Here is an 18,631-nt window from a genome sequence, read left to right on the forward strand (position 1 = left end):
TTTTTAATGTTTCATCTTCTAAACCTAGTCGATCATACTGTTTTTTCTGATCCCATAATTCCAAGTTAATGATCATTGATATTTTCTTAAAGTTTCGGACCGCTCCAGCACCAAATAACGTCATCACATTAATGATGCCTAATCCACGTATTTCCAATAAATGCTCAATCAAAGGAGGTGAATTACCTATAAGTGTATCATAATCTTCTTGGCGAATTTCTACACTATCATCAGCCACAAGTCTATGTCCTCTTTTGACTAACTCCAAGGCCGTTTCACTTTTACCAACACCACTTTGGCCAGTAATCAATACACCTACACCATAAATATCTACAAGAACACCATGTATGGCAGTGAAAGGCGCAAATTTAATTTCCAAATAATTTGTCAACCGACTAATGACTCTCGTCGTTTTTCTAGGTGATTGTAAAATTGGAACGCCCGCATAATTAGCGGCTTCAATCATTTTTTCTGGGACTTCCATACCTCTGGTAACAACAATTCCAGGAGTCACGTCTGTGCATAATTGATGAGCCCTGTTATGCTGTTCTTCATCATTTAAATCCAGAAAGTAAGCCATTTCAGTCCGACCTATAAGTTGGAGACGTTCTTTAGGATAAAATTTAAAATACCCCGTCATTTCTATACCCGGACGGGAAATATCGCTCGTCAGTATTTCTCTATGTAAACCATCTTCTCCTGCTATTAGTGTCAAGGTGAAGTTTTCTAGTAGATCTTGCGTTCTTACGATTGTAGACATTCTCTTACCTCCAATTTGCAAACTAACTGTTATTTATTGTAGCATATTTTCACAATATGAAGTAAACCAAAGTTTAAGTCATTGGAGATTCAGATGCTAAAAAAATAAGAACGTAAGTCAACTACTTACGTTCTTAATGTTTCTCTGACTAATTGATTTAATAATAAATTTAGAACTGAAATAACAATCGCTGCAACAATAGCAACGCCAAATCCATCGATAACAAATGTTGGCCCCATGACACTTTGTGTAATCATTAACGTGACAGCGTTAATCACAAATAAGAAAAGTCCAAGTGAGATGACCGTGATAGGTAATGTGAAGAGGACCAATATTGGTTTAAGAAAAGTATTGAGAATGGATAAGATAAAGCTTGCGAGTAAGGCAGTTCCAAAGCTCTCTATATGGAAAGATTCAAAAATCTGTGCTACGGCTATGAGTGCAACAGCATTTAGCACAATCGATAAAAACCAGCGAAGTAACATTAATGCACCTCACCTTCACTTGGTATTATAAAGGTCGCTACTAGATACACGATACTTACTGTAAAGAAACTAATAAACAATAAGATTACAAATAGCAACCTGACAACAGTTGGGTCTATATTAAAGTATTCCCCAATTCCAGCTAAAACCCCAGCAACCATCCGGTCTTTAGTCGAACGATATAAGCGTTTCAAAACAGTCGCCTCCTTTTCCTCAATCATCTTACCAAGAATTAAATCCTGTCTACCCTCATTCTATTCCCCAATACCCATTGTATTATTCAAATAAATAACTGGTTCTTAGCAGATCATCCTTATTCTATAAAAAACTTAGTCGAACAACCAGGTCAGTAGCGTAATATCCATAAACTGCGCAGTAACTAATGGGCTGTGTTCAAAGCAAGCGTAATCACGACCGTCTGGGATCGCTCCGGGCGGATGCTTTCCGCGGTGCCAGGAAGAATTGAAGTTCATTCTTCCCACCTCAGCCTCCTCAGAAGCAAAGAACGCTTCTTGCGGGGTCTTCGGACTCGTGGGACTGCACTATCGTTCGTCCCATCGAAAACCATTTGCTTTTCCCGCAGGACAAGAAAAACTTCGGCAGCTTTGCATCGCACGAAGAAAATGGTTTCAAATTTTCGAGGAGTCACCGCCCTGCGCTCACCCATACTATTAAAGTTGTTTGATGCTATTATTAAATGTTTTTACACAATGATGGTGCACTGAAATCAGCGGAGGAAATACACGGAGACTCCTAGGGGAGCTATGGTTTTCGGTGGTGCGAGCATTCACGCGCAGTTCCAGAGGCACGGTGAGACCCCGAGATGCGTTAGCATTCGGAGGCTCACCAGCCGCCCTTGGAAAGCGATGTGTATTTCCGTAGCGAGGGACTAACACTTACCAATTGTTTCAAAGTGCCGGCAGAGTTACTCCACATTATATATCTATTCTGACATTATTTATAATCTACTATCATAATTACCAAGTTTATTAATCATTATATTCCCAGATATAAAATTGTTCTTTACTCATTCGCTTTTGAAATGCTTTTTTCTCTTCAATCGCGTCGGGAGTTTCGCCGCTGAATGTGTTTATCATTCCGCCGGCTTGAGACTTATGTTCAAATATCGCTTCTAACTTTTTGTCAAAGACCTCTGTCACGTCATAAGTAATATCGGGTGAACCCAACTCATCCACGAATCCTTTTGAAATAGCTTGAGCCCATACTTCTGGACGTGATTCTTTATCCATTAATTTTACAGCTTCGATTGTTGCTGCACCAATAGCATTATGATCAGGATGAACCGCGTAGTCAGGATAATGTGTAATAATAAGAGTAGGTTTAATATCTTCTAAAATACCTTTAATATGACCAGCCATTTCTTGAACATCTTCATACTCCATCGTTTTGTCCCGATAACCTAATAATCTATAATCTATATCTAAAACCTTACATGCGTTTGCTAATTCCTTTTCACGGATAAGAGGTAGTGTTTCTCGATTAGCAAAAGGAGGGGTTCCCATGTTTCTTCCCATTTCACCTAGAGTACCACATAAATAAGTAACGGGGATCCCTTCATTTCTAAGTTTAGTAATTGTTCCTGCCGCTCCAAAAGATTCATCATCTGGATGTGGGTATACTACAACAACATTCTTTTCCATTTATAAATCACCAATCCTTAATTATCTCTAATAATCAAATGGTGTTTCACTAATTTGTAAAGCCACCATGAGTCGTCCCTGATTATCGTGTCCAGCTAAAAGCAACTTAGACTTATCGTATATCTCCCAGTCCGTCAGACCTTCAGCATAAACCCAACCTTTTTCAAGTTTTAATCCAACGCGGTAGGCCTTGCTATTGTCGCTTACGATTTTTGCTTGGGTAAATTTTGTAGTTATATTGCGTGCATAAACGCCCACATTATATGCTTTATCATTTACATGACTTGCATAAGCACCATTGGTCGTTTCTATATGCATATAAACATCTTTATTAACATATTTGTCTAATTCTTCTTGAACATTTTTTATGTCAATTGGTTCCATTTAATTTAATCCCCCTATTTCTCTTTATTTTAACATTACCTAAATGATTCAAAACCGTCAAAAGTTTCATCTTATACTCTCAATCTTTCTCGGAAATCTTAGATTATGAATACGGGATAAAATACATAGCACCAGTTTACTTTTTGACGCACTGCTCCAGAGAAAACTGGATTATCAAGCCTTCAACAAAATTTATTACTACGTATTTGATATAAAGTGACACCTCCATATTGGGCTATTCTCTTTCATTTCGACCTATGCTTCTTCGTTTCGAACTATGAGTCTTTATCTCCACCTATGCGTCTTTATCTCGATTTATGTGTCTTGGTCTATGCATCTTCATCACGAACTATGCACCTTCGTTTCGAACTATGCGTTTTTCAAGGTAGTTTATACCTTTTATGTATCAACTGCTGTCTTCAAACATTTATATGCAATGTTTGAAGATTCAATAAGAATTGGTTGTAGTAGACGGGGTAATATAATGTTTGTTAAGATTAAAACGACATAAGGTAGGTGAGATAATGAGAGAAAATACTCGGGCGGTAATGATTGCTACATGGGTTGGAATTATTGTAAATACCCTACTTGCTATTATGAAAGGTATAGGTGGCTTTATTTCTGGCAGCCGAGCTTTATTGGCAGATGCCCTCCATTCAACTTCAGATATTGTTGGCTCAATTGTTATTTTATTCGGAGTCAAGATTGCCGCGAAACCCCCCGATAAAGAGCACCCATATGGCCATGGCAAAGCTGAAAATATTGCTTCTATTATCGTTGCACTGCTGCTTGTCGTTGTGGGGATTGAAATAAGTCTGTCATCGGCCAAAGTTTTTTTCGGAGAGACGCCTATAGCTCCTGGCAAACTTGCATTAATTATTCTGGTTATTTCACTTTTAGTTAAAGAAATACTCTTTCATTATAAATATTATCTAGGTAAGAAGTACAATAGTGCCGCCTTGATTGCTGAAGCCTGGCATCATCGTTCAGATTCACTTTCATCTCTTGCAGCCTTAATTGGAATTATCGCTGCCATGGTAGGTGAAAGATACGAATTAACATATCTCATCTATGGAGATGCCGTAGCTGGAATATTAGTATCATTTATCGTTATTAAAGTAGGATATGACTTGGCCAAAGATTCTTCACTTATTATGATGGAAAAAGTCTTAGACAAAAATGAAATCTCGGATTATAAACAGACCGTATCAGAAATTAATGGTATCTTAAGGATCGATGAAATCCTTGCCCGAACACATGGTAGTTATGTCGTTATGGATATAAAAGTAAGTGTAGATCCAGATTTAACAGTTAAGCAGGGACATGATATTGCAAAAAATGTGAAACAATATTTAATGAAAAACTATAAAGAGATTGCTGATGTCTTTGTCCATGTTAACCCTTTTCTTGAAAATGATGATGATTAAAAAATCCCCCAATCTTTGTAAGATGGGGGATTGCTTGTATCTCATATACCACAATTATTTTGCCGACATTTCTTCTTTAGTTTGTAGTAATTTTTTCATTCTTTCCTGGTCGCGTTCCAAAACGGGTTTCAAATAATGTCCCGTGTACGAGATGTCAGTAATAGCTATTTCTTCAGGTGAGCCTGTAGCGATGATTTGACCGCCACGATCACCACCTTCTGGACCTAAATCAATAATGTGATCGGCTGTTTTAATCACATCAAGATTATGCTCAATAATTAAAACGGAGTCACCATTATCCACCAATCTTTGCAATACATTTAGCAACCGTTGAATATCATCCATATGAAGTCCTGTAGTAGGCTCATCCAAAATATAAAATGACTTACCATTTGATCTTCGGTGAAGTTCACTAGCTAATTTTACCCGCTGCGCTTCCCCGCCAGATAAGGTTGTTGCGGGTTGGCCCAACTTAATATACCCTAGCCCTACATCAAAGATTGTTTGTAATTTCCGCTTGATTTTTGGGATATTTGTGAAAAAGTCAAGAGCCTCTTCAATAGTCATATCCAACACGTCGGCAATGTTCTTCCCTTTATATAGAACTTCCAAAGTCTCTCGATTATATCGCTTACCATGACATACTTCACAAGGGACATAAACATCCGGCAAGAAATGCATTTCAATTTTAATTATTCCATCTCCACGACAAGCTTCACAACGGCCACCCTTTACATTAAAACTAAAGCGTCCTTTTTTATAACCGCGAACTTTCGCTTCATTTGTTTGAGCAAACACATCACGGATATCATCAAAGACTCCTGTATATGTTGCTGGATTCGAACGTGGTGTCCTACCTATCGGTGACTGATCAATTTCAATCACTTTTTCAATATGCTCGATGCCTTTAACTTCTTTATACTTCCCTGGTTGATGTTTACCACGATAAAGCTCTTTGGCGAGAGATTTATACAATATTTCATTTACCAATGTACTTTTTCCTGATCCAGAGACGCCTGTCACAACAGTAAACAGACCAATCGGAAACTTGGCGGAAATGTTTTTTAAGTTATTTTCTTCAGCTCCAATAACCTCTATATATCTATCGTCACTCTTACGACGGATTTTTGGTAAAGGAATAAACTTCTGACCCGATAAATACTGTCCAGTTAAAGATTTTTTCGTCTTCATTATTTTTGCTGGGGTGCCGCTAGCGATGATTTCACCACCATGCTCTCCAGCTCCAGGTCCGATATCGATTAACCAATCTGCCGCAAGCATCGTATCTTCGTCGTGCTCAACAACGATAAGTGTATTATCTAAGTCTCGCATTCCTTTTAAAGTTTCTATCAAACGATCATTATCGCGTTGATGGAGACCGATGGACGGCTCATCAAGTACATATAAAACACCAGTAAGTGCAGAGCCAATTTGAGTTGCCAGCCTAATCCGCTGAGCTTCTCCACCAGAGAGGGTACCAGAAGACCGGGACAGCGTTAAATAATCGAGTCCTACATTATTTAAGAAGTCAAGACGATCACAAATCTCTTTAAGAATTAACCTAGCTATCTGCTCTTCTTTTTCGGTCAATGTGAGATGACTAAAAAAGTCTTTCGCCTCATTGATTGAATAATCGGTTACTTGGCTAATGTGTAGACCATTAATCAACACAGCCAGTGCTTCTTCGTTTAATCGATAGCCATCACATGTAGGGCAATTTTTTACAGCCATGAATTTTTCTAAAGTTTCTCGGATAAAGTCTGATGTCGTTTCGCGATAACGACGGCCAATATTATTCATAACACCTTCAAAATGAATCATACTATCGCGTGATTTGCCAAAATCATTTACAAAATAGAAACGTATCTTATCTTTCCCACTGCCATATAGAATTTTATTCATTTGCTTTTTGGGAAGATCTTTAACTGGTATATCCATATCAATGCCATAATGGTCACATACACTCTTTAGTAATTGAGGGTAGTATTGTGAACTAATAGGCTTCCAAGCATCGATTGCATGTTGATTTAAGGTCAACTCCCAATCCGGGATAACGAGATTAAGGTCAACTTCTAGGTTGGTGCCTAATCCATCACACGTTGAACATGCGCCAAAAGGACTGTTGAATGAAAATAGACGTGGTTCGAGTTCACTAATTGAAAAACCGCAAATTGGACAAGCATGATTTTCACTGAACAGTAATTCCTCTTGATCTATAACGTCGACAGCGACCGTTCCTTCACCTAATCTCAAAGCGGTCTCCAATGAATCACTAAGACGGCTGGATACACCTTCTTTGACAATGACTCGATCTACAACTACATCAATGGAGTGCTTTTTATTCTTTTCCAACTTTATATCTTCCGTTACTTCACGCATTTCTCCGTCAACACGTAATCTTACGTAACCTTCTTGCTTTAAATCTTCAAGGACTTTAACATGTTCTCCTTTACGTCCTGAAATTACTGGTGCAAGAATCTGTAATCGCGTTCGTACGGGATATTCTAAAATACGGTCAACCATTTGTTCTACAGTTTGTGAACTAATTTCGATGCCGTGGTTAGGACATGTCGGTCGGCCAATACGCGCAAACAATAATCTTAAATAATCATAAATTTCCGTAACTGTTCCTACAGTAGAACGTGGATTTTTACTAGTTGTTTTTTGGTCGATTGATATGGCTGGCGATAGCCCTTCAATAGTGTCAACATCTGGTTTATCCATCTGTCCTAGAAACTGCCGGGCATACGCCGATAAAGATTCCACATATCTTCGCTGTCCTTCCGCATAAATCGTGTCAAAAGCGAGAGACGATTTTCCTGATCCTGATAAACCAGTGACGACAACGAACTTATTTTTTGGTATTTTCACATCTATATTCTTTAAGTTATGTGCTCTAGCTCCTTGAATTTTTATTGATTTACTTGGCATTAATATGTCATCCTTCCGCTTTAAGTGTGAATATGATGTCACGGAGTTCAGCTGCTTTTTCAAAATCAAGCGATTTCGCTGCTTCTCTCATTTCTTTTTCCATATTCTCCAGTGTCTTTTCCTTTTCCTCTTTTGACAGTTTGGTTAAACTCTTTGCCTTACCGTCGTAAACTTCATCATCTTCAGCTGCTACAGTTGCACGAATGACGTCACGCACATCTTTTTTAATTGTCTTAGGTGTGATACCATGTTCTTGGTTATATTCCGTTTGAATAGTTCGACGTCTATTTGTTTCATCAATTGCGACGCGCATTGAGTCCGTTATCTTATCAGCATACATGATGGCTTCTCCTTTTTCGTTACGGGCTGCGCGCCCCATGGTCTGGATAAGTGAGCGTTCAGACCTTAAGAAGCCTTCCTTATCAGCGTCTAAAATAGCAACCAAGGACACCTCAGGGATATCAAGCCCCTCACGTAAAAGGTTAATACCTACGAGTACATCATATTTTCCAACTCTTAAATCACGGATAACCTCAATACGTTCCAGGGTTTTTATTTCAGAATGCAAATAAGCGACCTTCATACCAAGTTCCTTTAAATAATCCGTTAAATCCTCCGACATTTTCTTAGTTAACGTCGTGATTAATACGCGCTCATTTCTTTCAGTTCTCTTATTAATTTCACCAATGAGATCATCAATCTGCCCTTCAATAGGGCGAACCTCTATTTTAGGATCAAGAAGTCCTGTCGGTCGAATAATCTGTTCTGTCACGTCAGGAGCATGTTCCATTTCATATGGACCAGGAGTTGCTGAAATATATATTAGTTGGCTCGTTTTTTCTTCAAATTCTCCAAACTTCAGAGGCCGGTTATCTAGAGCAGACGGCAGGCGGAATCCGTGATCAACCAGTACCTGTTTCCTCGCTTGGTCTCCATTATACATGCCGCGGATTTGCGGTAGTGTCGCATGTGATTCATCCACAACACATAAAAAGTCGTCTGGAAAATAATCAAATAACGTATAAGGCGTTGCACCCGCTTCTCTCAACGTTAAATGCCGGGAATAGTTTTCAATGCCTGAACAAAAGCCCATTTCTTGCATCATTTCAATATCATAATTTGTCCGTTGCTCAATACGCTGTGCCTCGAGCAACTTACCGTCTTCACGTAATACTTTCAAGCGTTCTTCAAGTTCTTTTTTTATATTTTCAATCGCAAGTTTTAATTTATCTGCACGAGTAACGTAGTGTGAAGCTGGGAAAATAGCAATATGTTCACGGTCTCCTACTATTTCTCCAGTCAATGCATCTACTTCTCGAATACGATCAATCTCATCACCGAAGAATTCAATTCTCACACAATGTTCTTCCCGAGATGCTGGAATAATCTCAACGGAATCCCCACGAACCCTAAATGTTCCGCGTTGAAAGTTCAAATCATTACGCGCATATTGAATATCGACAAGATCACGTAATAACTCGTCTCTATCTTTCTCTAAACCGGTTCTAAGAGATAAAACATGGCTCCTGTATTCTTCAGGAGAACCTAGACCATAGATACATGACACACTAGCAACGATTAAAACATCGTTCCGCTCAAACAGCGCTGATGTTGCGGAGTGACGTAGTTTATCAATTTCATCGTTAATACTAGCATCTTTCTCAATAAACGTGTCTGTCGAAGGCACGTAAGCTTCTGGTTGATAATAATCATAAAAACTAACAAAATATTCTACAGCATTGTTTGGAAATAGTTCCTTAAATTCACTATACAACTGTCCAGCCAACGTTTTATTATGAGCGATTACAAGGGTAGGGCGGTTAATTTCTTTTACGACATTGGAAACAGTAAAAGTTTTACCCGTTCCTGTTGCTCCTAATAAGGTTTGATGTCGTTGATTTGCCCGTACCTTTTCAACCAACTCTTTAATGGCTTTAGGTTGGTCACCACTCGGTTGATATGGCGAGACTAGTTCAAACTGGTTTTCCATCGTATGACCTCCGTTCAAGTAGTCCTTTATCTATAAAAAGAGATTTGTTCTCTATTGGTATACTTCAGTCTTTAAGTTAACGAGATAATTCTATTTTAACATAACAACGAACAGATATTCGATTATTTTGCACATTACTTATATTATACCCGTTTCTGCTCACTAGAAGTCAATTGTCTCAAGTTACTCATAATAAAAGACCCTCTTACACTTTGAAGAGAGTCCTCGTTATTTAATAGATTAGCTTCTTATTCGTTACTTTAATATTTCCTACAGCTCTTTTAGTGGCATGATTGAACTAAAGGGTCACAAAAGAGTAATCCCCTGGATCTTTTACAGTAAATTCTACAACCGCTCCAACACTGGCTGGTAACATCACCGTCTGCATGCCTTCCATATGGTTAGCTGGATTACCATCCATGTATACGTCTTTCATAATTGAACCGATAACATGAAATGAACTGACTACAATTAATGACCTGGTACTGCCCCATTAAACGTCCAAGCTTTGTAAGTATTTCCTGGTTCAATTTCAATATCAGTTATTTGAGATATCAATTTCACATAAACGTCAGTTCCATCCCGTTCCATTTCCAGAGGGACAGGAGGTTGGTTCAAATCCTGATGTGGTTCGATGAGATTTGCGTCAGTCTTTTCAGCATTAGTAGTTTCGTTTGTTAACATATCACATAAAGGGAAAATAATAGTGAGCTTTTGGCTCACTAGCTAAGGAAAATTAAAATTTAAAAGTTTTATTTTTCTCTATAAGGCTTATTTGTAAAAATAAGACCTAATTTATAATGTTCGCCTTCGTAAAACGCACTTTGAATAAAACGAACTTCCCCATTAACGTCTAAGATTTCAATTTTGAAAAAGGATCCACTATTTTGCAACGCTTCATAGAATTCATTACTGTTAAGAATTAGTGTATCATTTACTTTTATAATCTTTTCCCCTACTTGGATACCCAGTCGATCTGCTGGAGTATTAGGAATAACACTAAGCACTTTCAATCCATTGTCTTCTTGATAAAAGTAAGGGTGATTGTTTTTATCTTTCATCCGTTCACGATAATTAATAATTTCATGACCGACAATAGCGGCCAACACTGCAGCTAAGGATAACCAAGACACATAGTAACTAAAACCTGCCAATAAAATAACAAAAATGGCTAATAATAATACTCCTCTACCGATTCTCTTAGAAACGACTCTAGGTAATTCTGTTCTTAATTTAATATCATATCCAATTAAAAATGGAAATAAAATGATACTAAATGTTTCGTCGCCAATTGGTAGAATTGGCCAGTATGGTTCAACCGGTGTAATTAGTCCACTAGGTATTAAAGCAAAAAATGGAATGAGACTTAGCCTCTTTATCTGTTGTTGTCCTATCCATCCCCCCCGTTTCCCCTGAATAAGTGAAGGGAAATTATCATTAGGTCTGCTGTTAATAATCATAAGAGCTTCCACAATTAGAAATAGGCCTATTAAAATAGCTAAACCTGTAAAATTTATATTAGAAAATAAGTTTTTATTAAAGTAGGATTGCTGATCCCAAAACGCAGGTATAAATAACAGTACTAAATATGTAATACCTATCGTATAACTCGGTGATAACATAGTGAATCGAAGCGATAAACTTAATAAAATAATTATAATACATAAAACTATTAACGTTTCATAGGAAAATACAATCCCTATACCAACTAATAAAATTGATATGATAAGACCAGATATGAGCGAAATTCCCCACGTATTTTTCCATTCTGAAAAAACATCAAACACGCGGGAACCGAAATCAACGCGTTCCTGGTGTATTCTACGGTAACCTGCCAGCAAAGTTAATAATAAAAACCAGTAAAATAAGGGATTAATAAAAAACCGACCAATTCCTATAAAAAATTCAATTAACCACGACTCCATCACTGAATTCCCCACCTCAATATCAAAAAGCTATGATTATACGTCACATAATAGATTATCATTCTACTAGTATACTTGATATAGCCTGAAAATGCTCGATTTATTTAACTAAATAAATTATCGTCATTGTAACATAATGCTTAATCGTTACCTCGCCTAGTTTGTGTTTTCAGTCGAGGCTATGCGCCTTTTTCTGGTCTATGCCTCTTCATCCCGGGCTATGCGCATACATATCAATCTATGCGCCACTTTTGGAAAGAGGAGCGTATTTACTGCATTTTTAAAAAACTTGTCCATAGATTCTCTTTATAACATGGTGAATTTAATTTATACCAGTATTGGTGAAGTTCAAAAATAAACCCCATGTTCACTAAACATAGGGTTTATTTAATATTTAATATAATGTGTCGAGTGCTTTCTCTAATTGTTCATCGTCTTTACCCTCGCGAATATTTTCAATAAGTTTTGCTTCGATGACGCCAGCTGTCTCTTCATCAATTTCACCAGTTTTCTTTAAATCATTATCCTGTTGAAACTTTTCCACAGCTGTTTGTGTTTCTTTATTAAAATAGCCATCTGTTCGTCCAGGATCATACCCTAATCCTTTTAGCATAACTTGAATATTTTCTAAATTATCACTTGCTGTATCTAGTTTTAATGTTTCTTCCAATTGCACAGGATTAGCATAATAATAGTCTGGTTGATCTATTTCGACTGTCGGCTCTACACCGTCTTCATTAATCCAATTACCTTCAGGAGAAAGCCACTTATAAAATGTTAATTTCACCGTACTTCCATCACCAAGTGGAACAGCTTGTTGAACTGTGCCTTTACCAAAGCTAGTAGTTCCTACAATATCATAGCCTATTTCTTTCATTGCTACTGCAAGAATTTCAGAAGCGGATGCACTACCTTCATTAACTAGTACATTGATTGGATAGTCTTTCTTTTTATCTAATTCAGTATAATACTTCTCTTTATTGCCTTCTTTGTCTTCAATTTGAATATAAGGAATATCTTTAGGTACAAAGAGTTCCAAAATATCCTCAACTGAATTTAATAACCCACCCGGGTTTCCTCGAACGTCTATGACAAGTCCATCAATTTTTTTACTTTCAAGTTCTTCCAATTGTTCATTAAATTCTTCAGCAGTATGTTCTGAGAAATTGGTGACTTCAAGGATACCAGTTTTCTTACCGTTACTCTCATCAAGTTCTGAATACACTGTCTCGATTGGAATTTTGTCGCGAACAAGTGTAACTTCAAATGGTTTACTTGCCCCAGAACGTTGAATCGTCAACACAACTTCTGAACCTTTTTCACCTCGTATTTTATTAACTGCTTCGTTTAAATCATATCCTTCTAAAGCTTCTTCATCTACCTTTAAAACCTCATCATTTGGTCTAAGACCTGCTTTTTCCGCTGGTGAATCTTTAATGGGTGCGACGATAGTAACATTGCCATTTACCATACTAACTTCAGCACCAATTCCTTCAAAAGAAGACTCAATTTGTTCATTAAACTCTTCCATTTCCTCTACATCCATATATGTACTATACGGATCATCAAGCGAAGTTAACATGCCTTGTATAGCACCTTCAATGAGGTCTTGATCACCGATGTCCTCGATGAAATGCTCCTTTATTAAACTATAGGCTTGTGAAACCTTTTCCATGTCCTCTGGTGAGTCACTATTTTTCTCATTTGAAAATGGTATTTCTTTACCAGGTTGTCCTCCTGGATTTGCTGACTGATTACTCTGTGCTAAATTAACACCTAAATAAGCCCCTATAAAGCCTAATAATAGGGCTGATATCAAAACAATTCCTATTTGCTTTTTGTTTAGCTTCATTCTTTCACCCCAAACGTATGTTAGACACAATTATTACTAATACTGAAAAGCATATCATGTTATCGGCCTAATGACTATGGATATATTCTAAATCAGGATATATCTTTCAAAAAAAGACATCTCACTTTTTTGTGTGATGTCTTTTTTATTTTATGCTTAAAATTTTAGGACATGTGTAATTAATTAATAAAACCCATAGGATTGGATGGATTTCTCCAGCCACCTGGATGAATTTCAAAGTGTAAATGTGGTCCTGTTGAACGGCCTGTGTTTCCAGTGTGACCTATTATCTGTCCTTGTTTTACAGATTGTCCAGACGAGACAGATGTAGAGCTTAAGTGTCCATATAATGTTGTATACACTTTACCATCTATATAATGGTCGACCATGATTGTTGTCCCATAACCGCTCATCGTTCCTGCAGTTCTGACGTTTCCTGATGCCGCTACCTTTACAGGAGTTCCAATTGGCGCACCAAAGTCTACCCCCGCATGAAGTCTTCCCCATCTATGTCCGAATCCGGAAGTTATACCATTGCCGACTGGTCTAATAAAATCCCCACCTCCACTTGGAGTTTCAGCAGGAGTTGCTTTTCCTTCAGATCCAGAGTTATTGGAAGTGTTATTTGACTTAGCTTGTGATTGTTTTCTTGCTTTTTCTGCTGCTTCTTTTTCAGCTTTTTCTTTTGCTAACTGCTCCAACTCTTTCTTTTCACTTTCTGCAAGTTCTTTTGCCTTTTGAATTGAATCTGATTGAGCATCAACAAGTTTTTGTTCTTCTTCCAAGGTCAAGTTATACTCTTCCAACTCATCATATTCTTCTTCAAGTTGAGCCATCAATGTTTCTTTTTTATCTAGTTGACCATCTAAATCTTCTTTTAAGGCAACCAATTCTTTTTTCTGATCCTCTAAAGCTACCTTTTTATCTTCTACTTCTGATTTTTTTGTTTCAACGGATACTTGCTTTTCTTCTAAATCCACCTTATCCGCTTCATGTTCTTCCATAATCGTTTTATCTTGATCCATGATTGTGTTGACCGCGGAAGATCTATTTATAAAGTCGCTGAAGCTTTTAGAGCCTAAAATAACCTCTATGTATTTCATGCTTCCACCATTTTTTTGAATAGCTCTCAATCTATTTTTCAATAAATCATCTCGCTTGGCAATCCGTTCCTTTAATGTTGATATTTCTTTTTTGAGTTTATCAATTTCATCACCAAGTTCGGTGATTTTCTTATCTGTAGTATCAATTTCCTTTTCTTTTGAATCAATATTTTTTCTTGTTTTTGTTAATTTATCGTCAATCTCATCTATTTCACTTAAGACGTTATCTTGTTCATCTTTATTATCGTCCATTTTACCTTTTGTACTTTCTTTGTCTTTCTCTAGGTCACCTTTTTTATTTTGTAATTCACCATGTTCTTTCTCTAGTTCATTAATCTTTTCATCTAAATCTTTTTGCGAAGCTGCCTTGGTAATATTGCTACCCCCGAAGACAGATAATGTTAAAACAGCGACAAGAATAAATAAATATCGTCTTTTCAATTACTAGTTCCCCTTCCCTCTGTAACATATTATCTTCTTTTTTTATACTCTTAAGAACTTGCGGACACTCATCACGCTTCCCCAAATCCCAATAAATGCTCCGATTGAGATGATTAAGAGAGAGAGCTGCCATGCAAATGGATTGAATGGTAATAATTCTACAAAACTAAACGTTATCTGATGGCTTAAATTCGTATCAATATAATAATAGCCGCCTATGATGACAGCTATAGGTAACAGTGAGCCGAAAACACCCAGTAACATACCTTCTATAAAAAATGGCCATCTAATAAACCCGTTTGCTGCTCCTACAAGTTTCATAATCCCTATTTCTCTACTACGTGCCATAATTGTCAGTTTAATAGTATTGGAGATTAAAAAGATAGCAGTAAATACAAGACCAATGATTAGAACAACACCAATCGTTCTAGCATATTTATTAAATTCAAAAAGTCTTTTTACAACGTCTTTTCCGTAGATGACCTCATCAACACTATCAAATGTTTCTATTTTTGAAGCGACCGTTTCTGTTTCATTAGGATGTTTAGCTCGGACAATAAAAGCGTGGCTAAGAGGGTTATCTTGTTCAAATAACTCCCAAGACTTTCCTTCTTCTCCCATACTCTTTATCAGATTTTTAAGCTCGTCCTCTTTAGATGAGAAAACGACAGTATCTACTTGATCTATTTGTTCAATTTGCTTACCAAGGACTTTAATTTGTGCATCATCTGCCGTTCGGTCAATATGCACACTAATTTCTACATCTTCTTCAATATTTTCAGCCATTTGATTTAAATTCAGCATTAATGCCAAAAAGGCACCGACCAAAATTAAGGTCACTGTAACTGCAGCTATAGAAGCTACTGACATCCAACCGTTTCGAAATACATTTTTAAATCCTTCTCGTAAATGTCTCTTTATGTTTCTAAATTTCATAGCCGTATTCACCTCGGTCTTGGTCCCTTACTATTCGACCGCCCTCGATAGCAATTACTCGTTTTTTTATAGTGTTTACAATTTCTTGGCTGTGCGTTGCCATAATAATCGTTGTTCCTCGCGAATTGATTTCTTCAAATGTACGCATAATCCCCCATGACGTTTCAGGATCAAGATTCCCTGTTGGTTCATCCGCAATGACAATCTTCGGTTGATTGACTATTGCCCGGGCAATAGAAACCCTCTGTTGCTCACCACCGGATAATTCATCAGGGATAAAACGTGCTTTATTTTTCAGACCGACAAGTTCCAATACGTCCATAACTTTAGTGCGGATGACTTTCGGATACTCACCGATGACTTCTAGAGCATAGGCGACATTTTCGTATACAGTTAACTTGGGGAGTAATTTGAAATCCTGAAAAATGACACCCACATTTCTTCTTAAGTATGGTACATCTTTTTCTTTTAACTCGCTTAGATTAGTGTTGTTTATTATTATGGTGCCTGATGTGGCTTTCTCCTCGCGATAGATCAATTTAACAAAGGTTGACTTACCTGCACCACTCGGGCCAACAATATAAACAAATTCTCCTTGATCAATTTGAACATTAACACCTTGGAGAGCAGTAACCCCATTCTCATATTTTTTATGTATGTCTTTCATCAAAATCATTTAATTATCACCTTTAATTATATTTGCTGATTTTTTAAGCATTATTAGTAACTATCTTTCTAAGTTTCTATAAGTAACTATTAACTAGTATAACATCTTTCGACTACTTTTTTAGACATAAAATTATTACATTTTCATTTCAACTCAATGGATTTTAGTCGGATTTTGTTACACGCGGAAACATATGGGGATTTTTGGTAATTATTTGCTGAAAGAAGGTAATCTATGTGGAAATATAATTCAAGATAAAAAAGACTTGTCCTTTTATGTGGACAAGTCTTTTACTTGCTGCATATCAAGTTATTTTTTCTCTGCTAGCCAATCTGATAGTGTCTCTGTATCTTCGTCAGAAACCTGTGATTGAGCTGGCATTCCGCCTGTACCTTCTTGGATGATATCGGCGATTTCGTCAGCATCATATTTAGATCCTACATCGGTTAAATCTGGACCATTATTTCCTTCGAGATCTGCGCCGTGACATGCTGAACAGTTATTTTCATAAATTTCTTCAGCTGCTGATGCTGTCTCTCCACCTGTATCATCGCCGCCTTCATCTGTTGCATTGTCGTCTCCACCGCCACCACATGCACCAAGTACAAGGACTGCACCGAAGAGAACTGCCATTAACCATTTCTTCATTAAGAAATCCCCCTAACAAATGTTGTTATAATTAAGCTGTCACTCACTATTATAACCCAACAACAAATATTTTAAACAAATATGAGGGGGAATTTCTTCCTGATTCTCTGATGAAAATCAACACAACTATTGACACATCAAAGCTAAAGACACTTTTTGTCTTTTTCATGAATTTGCCAGTTTTACCAAGTGATAAGCAATTTAACGGGTATTATAAAACTTCCCGCATTTAAAAAGGATGCTTTATGATTGCATTGTTGATCTAAGGTATGCATCAATAAATGGATCAAGCTCTCCATCTACAACACCTTGAGCATTACCGGCCTCTACATTTGTCCGATGATCTTTTACCATTGTATATGGGTGGAAAACATAAGAACGAATTTGACTGCCCCAGCCAATTTCTTTTTGCTCTCCTCGTATTGCTGCTAATTCTTCTTGTTGCTTTTCTATTTCTAATTGATATAACTTAGATTTAAGCATTTTCATAGCGGCTTCTCGGTTTTTAATTTGTGAACGTTCATTTTGACACGTCACTACTACATGTGTCGGAATATGAGTTATTCTGACAGCTGAATCCGTTGTATTAACATGCTGTCCACCAGCACCACTTGCACGGTAAGTGTCAATTTTAATGTCTTCATTTTTAACTTCTATATCAACATCATCTGACATCTCTGGTGTCACGTCGCAAGAAACAAAGGATGTGTGACGTCGTCCAGATGAATCAAACGGTGAAATGCGTACAAGGCGATGAACACCTTTTTCGGATTTTAAATAACCATACGCGTTGTATCCTTTTACAAGGAGGGTGACACTTTTTACGCCCGCTTCATCCCCTGGTAAGTAATCTAACGTTTCTACCTTATAGTTTTTATGTTCGCACCATCTCTGGTACATACGGAGTAAGATACTAGCCCAGTCCTGTGATTCCGTCCCACCGGCACCAGGGTGCAGCTCAACAATCGCATTATTAGCATCATAAGGCTCATTTAGGAGCATTTCTAGTTCATACTCACTTATCTCTTCCTGATAATCGCTCAATTCACGATTAAGCTCATCTAAAAGTTCTTGGTCTTCTTCTTCTTTAACTAGTTCATAGGTCGCTTCTAAATCTTCATACTTGCTATTGATTTCTTCAAAGCGATTAACCGTATGTTTCAAGTTATTGTTTTCATCTATGACAGTTTGTGCGTTCTTTTGGTCATCCCAGAAGGATGGTTCTGTCATTTCTAGTTCAAGTTCATGAATCCGTTTATTTTTTGCATCGAGGTCAAAGAGACCCCCTGAATTTTTCGATTTGCATTGCGATTTGATTTAGTTCGGTTTTAATTTGTCCTAATTCCATTAAAATTCACCTCTGTATAGCCTTTACAATAGATTTAAATTTGATTCAAAAAGCTCCCGGTAAACGGGAGGCT

At 37.2% G+C, this 18,631-nt stretch carries 16 protein-coding genes and 1 pseudogene; 1 reads left to right on the plus strand and 16 read right to left on the minus strand.

Features of this window, described 5'->3' with window-relative positions:
- From hprK to KQI49_RS13175, 5 genes are all read right to left on the minus strand, one after another.
- Positions 1-760: HPr(Ser) kinase/phosphatase (hprK, locus tag KQI49_RS13155; RefSeq protein WP_216489621.1), on the minus strand; the 760-nt coding region annotated here is incomplete at its 3' end.
- Positions 761-885: 125 nt separating this feature from the next.
- Positions 886-1,245: a phage holin family protein gene (locus tag KQI49_RS13160; RefSeq protein ID WP_216489622.1), complete on the minus strand. Its 360-nt coding sequence runs from the start codon at positions 1,243-1,245 to the stop codon at positions 886-888.
- Complete coding sequence (locus KQI49_RS13165) at positions 1,245-1,439, minus strand: PspC domain-containing protein (RefSeq protein WP_216489623.1); 195 nt, start codon at positions 1,437-1,439, stop codon at positions 1,245-1,247. Before KQI49_RS13165 ends, KQI49_RS13160 begins: the two co-directional genes overlap by 1 nt.
- 795 nt (positions 1,440-2,234) lie before the next feature.
- Entirely contained in the window at positions 2,235-2,906 is a 672-nt protein-coding gene (gene bshB2 / locus KQI49_RS13170; RefSeq protein WP_216489624.1) for a bacillithiol biosynthesis deacetylase BshB2, read from the minus strand.
- A gap of 27 nt (positions 2,907-2,933) precedes the next feature.
- Positions 2,934-3,290 (minus strand): YojF family protein, encoded by a 357-nt coding sequence (locus KQI49_RS13175; RefSeq protein ID WP_216489625.1) that lies wholly within the window; start codon positions 3,288-3,290, stop codon positions 2,934-2,936.
- Positions 3,291-3,814: 524 nt separating this feature from the next.
- On the opposite strand from KQI49_RS13175, the gene KQI49_RS13180 reads away from it, so the two are divergent.
- Positions 3,815-4,717, plus strand: a complete 903-nt coding sequence (locus KQI49_RS13180; RefSeq protein WP_216489626.1) for a cation diffusion facilitator family transporter — start codon at positions 3,815-3,817, stop codon at positions 4,715-4,717.
- Positions 4,718-4,771: 54 nt separating this feature from the next.
- Here KQI49_RS13180 and uvrA read toward each other — a convergent pair whose 3' ends face one another.
- The 11 genes and pseudogenes from uvrA to prfB all read right to left on the minus strand — a co-directional run bounded on the left by uvrA (position 4,772) and on the right by prfB (position 18,558).
- Positions 4,772-7,648 carry an excinuclease ABC subunit UvrA gene (gene uvrA, locus KQI49_RS13185; protein ID WP_216489627.1) on the minus strand — a complete coding sequence of 959 codons (2,877 nt, stop codon included), beginning with the start codon at positions 7,646-7,648 and terminating at the stop codon, positions 4,772-4,774.
- Between the two features lie 7 nt (positions 7,649-7,655).
- Positions 7,656-9,638, minus strand: coding sequence for an excinuclease ABC subunit UvrB (gene uvrB, locus KQI49_RS13190; protein ID WP_216489628.1), 1,983 nt, complete (start codon positions 9,636-9,638; stop codon positions 7,656-7,658).
- 301 nt (positions 9,639-9,939) lie between these two features.
- Positions 9,940-10,104: pseudogene (locus KQI49_RS18925) on the minus strand (cupredoxin domain-containing protein); the annotation flags it as partial.
- A gap of 5 nt (positions 10,105-10,109) precedes the next feature.
- Positions 10,110-10,322 (minus strand): cupredoxin domain-containing protein, encoded by a 213-nt coding sequence (locus KQI49_RS18930; RefSeq protein WP_216489629.1) that lies wholly within the window; start codon positions 10,320-10,322, stop codon positions 10,110-10,112.
- A gap of 68 nt (positions 10,323-10,390) precedes the next feature.
- The gene (locus KQI49_RS13200; RefSeq protein ID WP_216489730.1) at positions 10,391-11,563 is read right to left on the minus strand and encodes a PDZ domain-containing protein; all 1,173 of its coding nucleotides are present in this window, start codon (positions 11,561-11,563) and stop codon (positions 10,391-10,393) included.
- Between the two features lie 394 nt (positions 11,564-11,957).
- The gene (locus KQI49_RS13205; protein WP_216489630.1) at positions 11,958-13,415 is read right to left on the minus strand and encodes a S41 family peptidase; all 1,458 of its coding nucleotides are present in this window, start codon (positions 13,413-13,415) and stop codon (positions 11,958-11,960) included.
- 179 nt (positions 13,416-13,594) lie between these two features.
- Positions 13,595-14,959 (minus strand): murein hydrolase activator EnvC family protein, encoded by a 1,365-nt coding sequence (locus tag KQI49_RS13210; protein ID WP_216489631.1) that lies wholly within the window; start codon positions 14,957-14,959, stop codon positions 13,595-13,597.
- Positions 14,960-15,001: 42 nt separating this feature from the next.
- Complete coding sequence (ftsX, locus tag KQI49_RS13215) at positions 15,002-15,895, minus strand: permease-like cell division protein FtsX (protein WP_216489632.1); 894 nt, start codon at positions 15,893-15,895, stop codon at positions 15,002-15,004.
- Positions 15,885-16,571 (minus strand): cell division ATP-binding protein FtsE, encoded by a 687-nt coding sequence (gene ftsE / locus KQI49_RS13220; RefSeq protein ID WP_216489633.1) that lies wholly within the window; start codon positions 16,569-16,571, stop codon positions 15,885-15,887. Before ftsE ends, ftsX begins: the two co-directional genes overlap by 11 nt.
- A 300-nt stretch (positions 16,572-16,871) precedes the next feature.
- Positions 16,872-17,210: a cytochrome c551 gene (gene cccB, locus KQI49_RS13225; protein ID WP_216489634.1), complete on the minus strand. Its 339-nt coding sequence runs from the start codon at positions 17,208-17,210 to the stop codon at positions 16,872-16,874.
- 243 nt (positions 17,211-17,453) lie between these two features.
- Positions 17,454-18,558, minus strand: a protein-coding gene (prfB, locus tag KQI49_RS13230) for a peptide chain release factor 2 (RefSeq protein WP_253286831.1) whose coding sequence is annotated in 2 segments (ribosomal slippage) — positions 17,454-18,485 and positions 18,487-18,558 — 1,104 coding nt in all. Because the reading frame shifts where the segments join, the coding sequence is not laid out codon by codon here.
- Between the last annotated feature and the right edge of the window lie 73 nt (positions 18,559-18,631).

The organism is Virgibacillus sp. MSJ-26, assembly GCF_018918075.1.
Classification (GTDB): domain Bacteria; phylum Bacillota; class Bacilli; order Bacillales; family Amphibacillaceae; genus MSJ-26.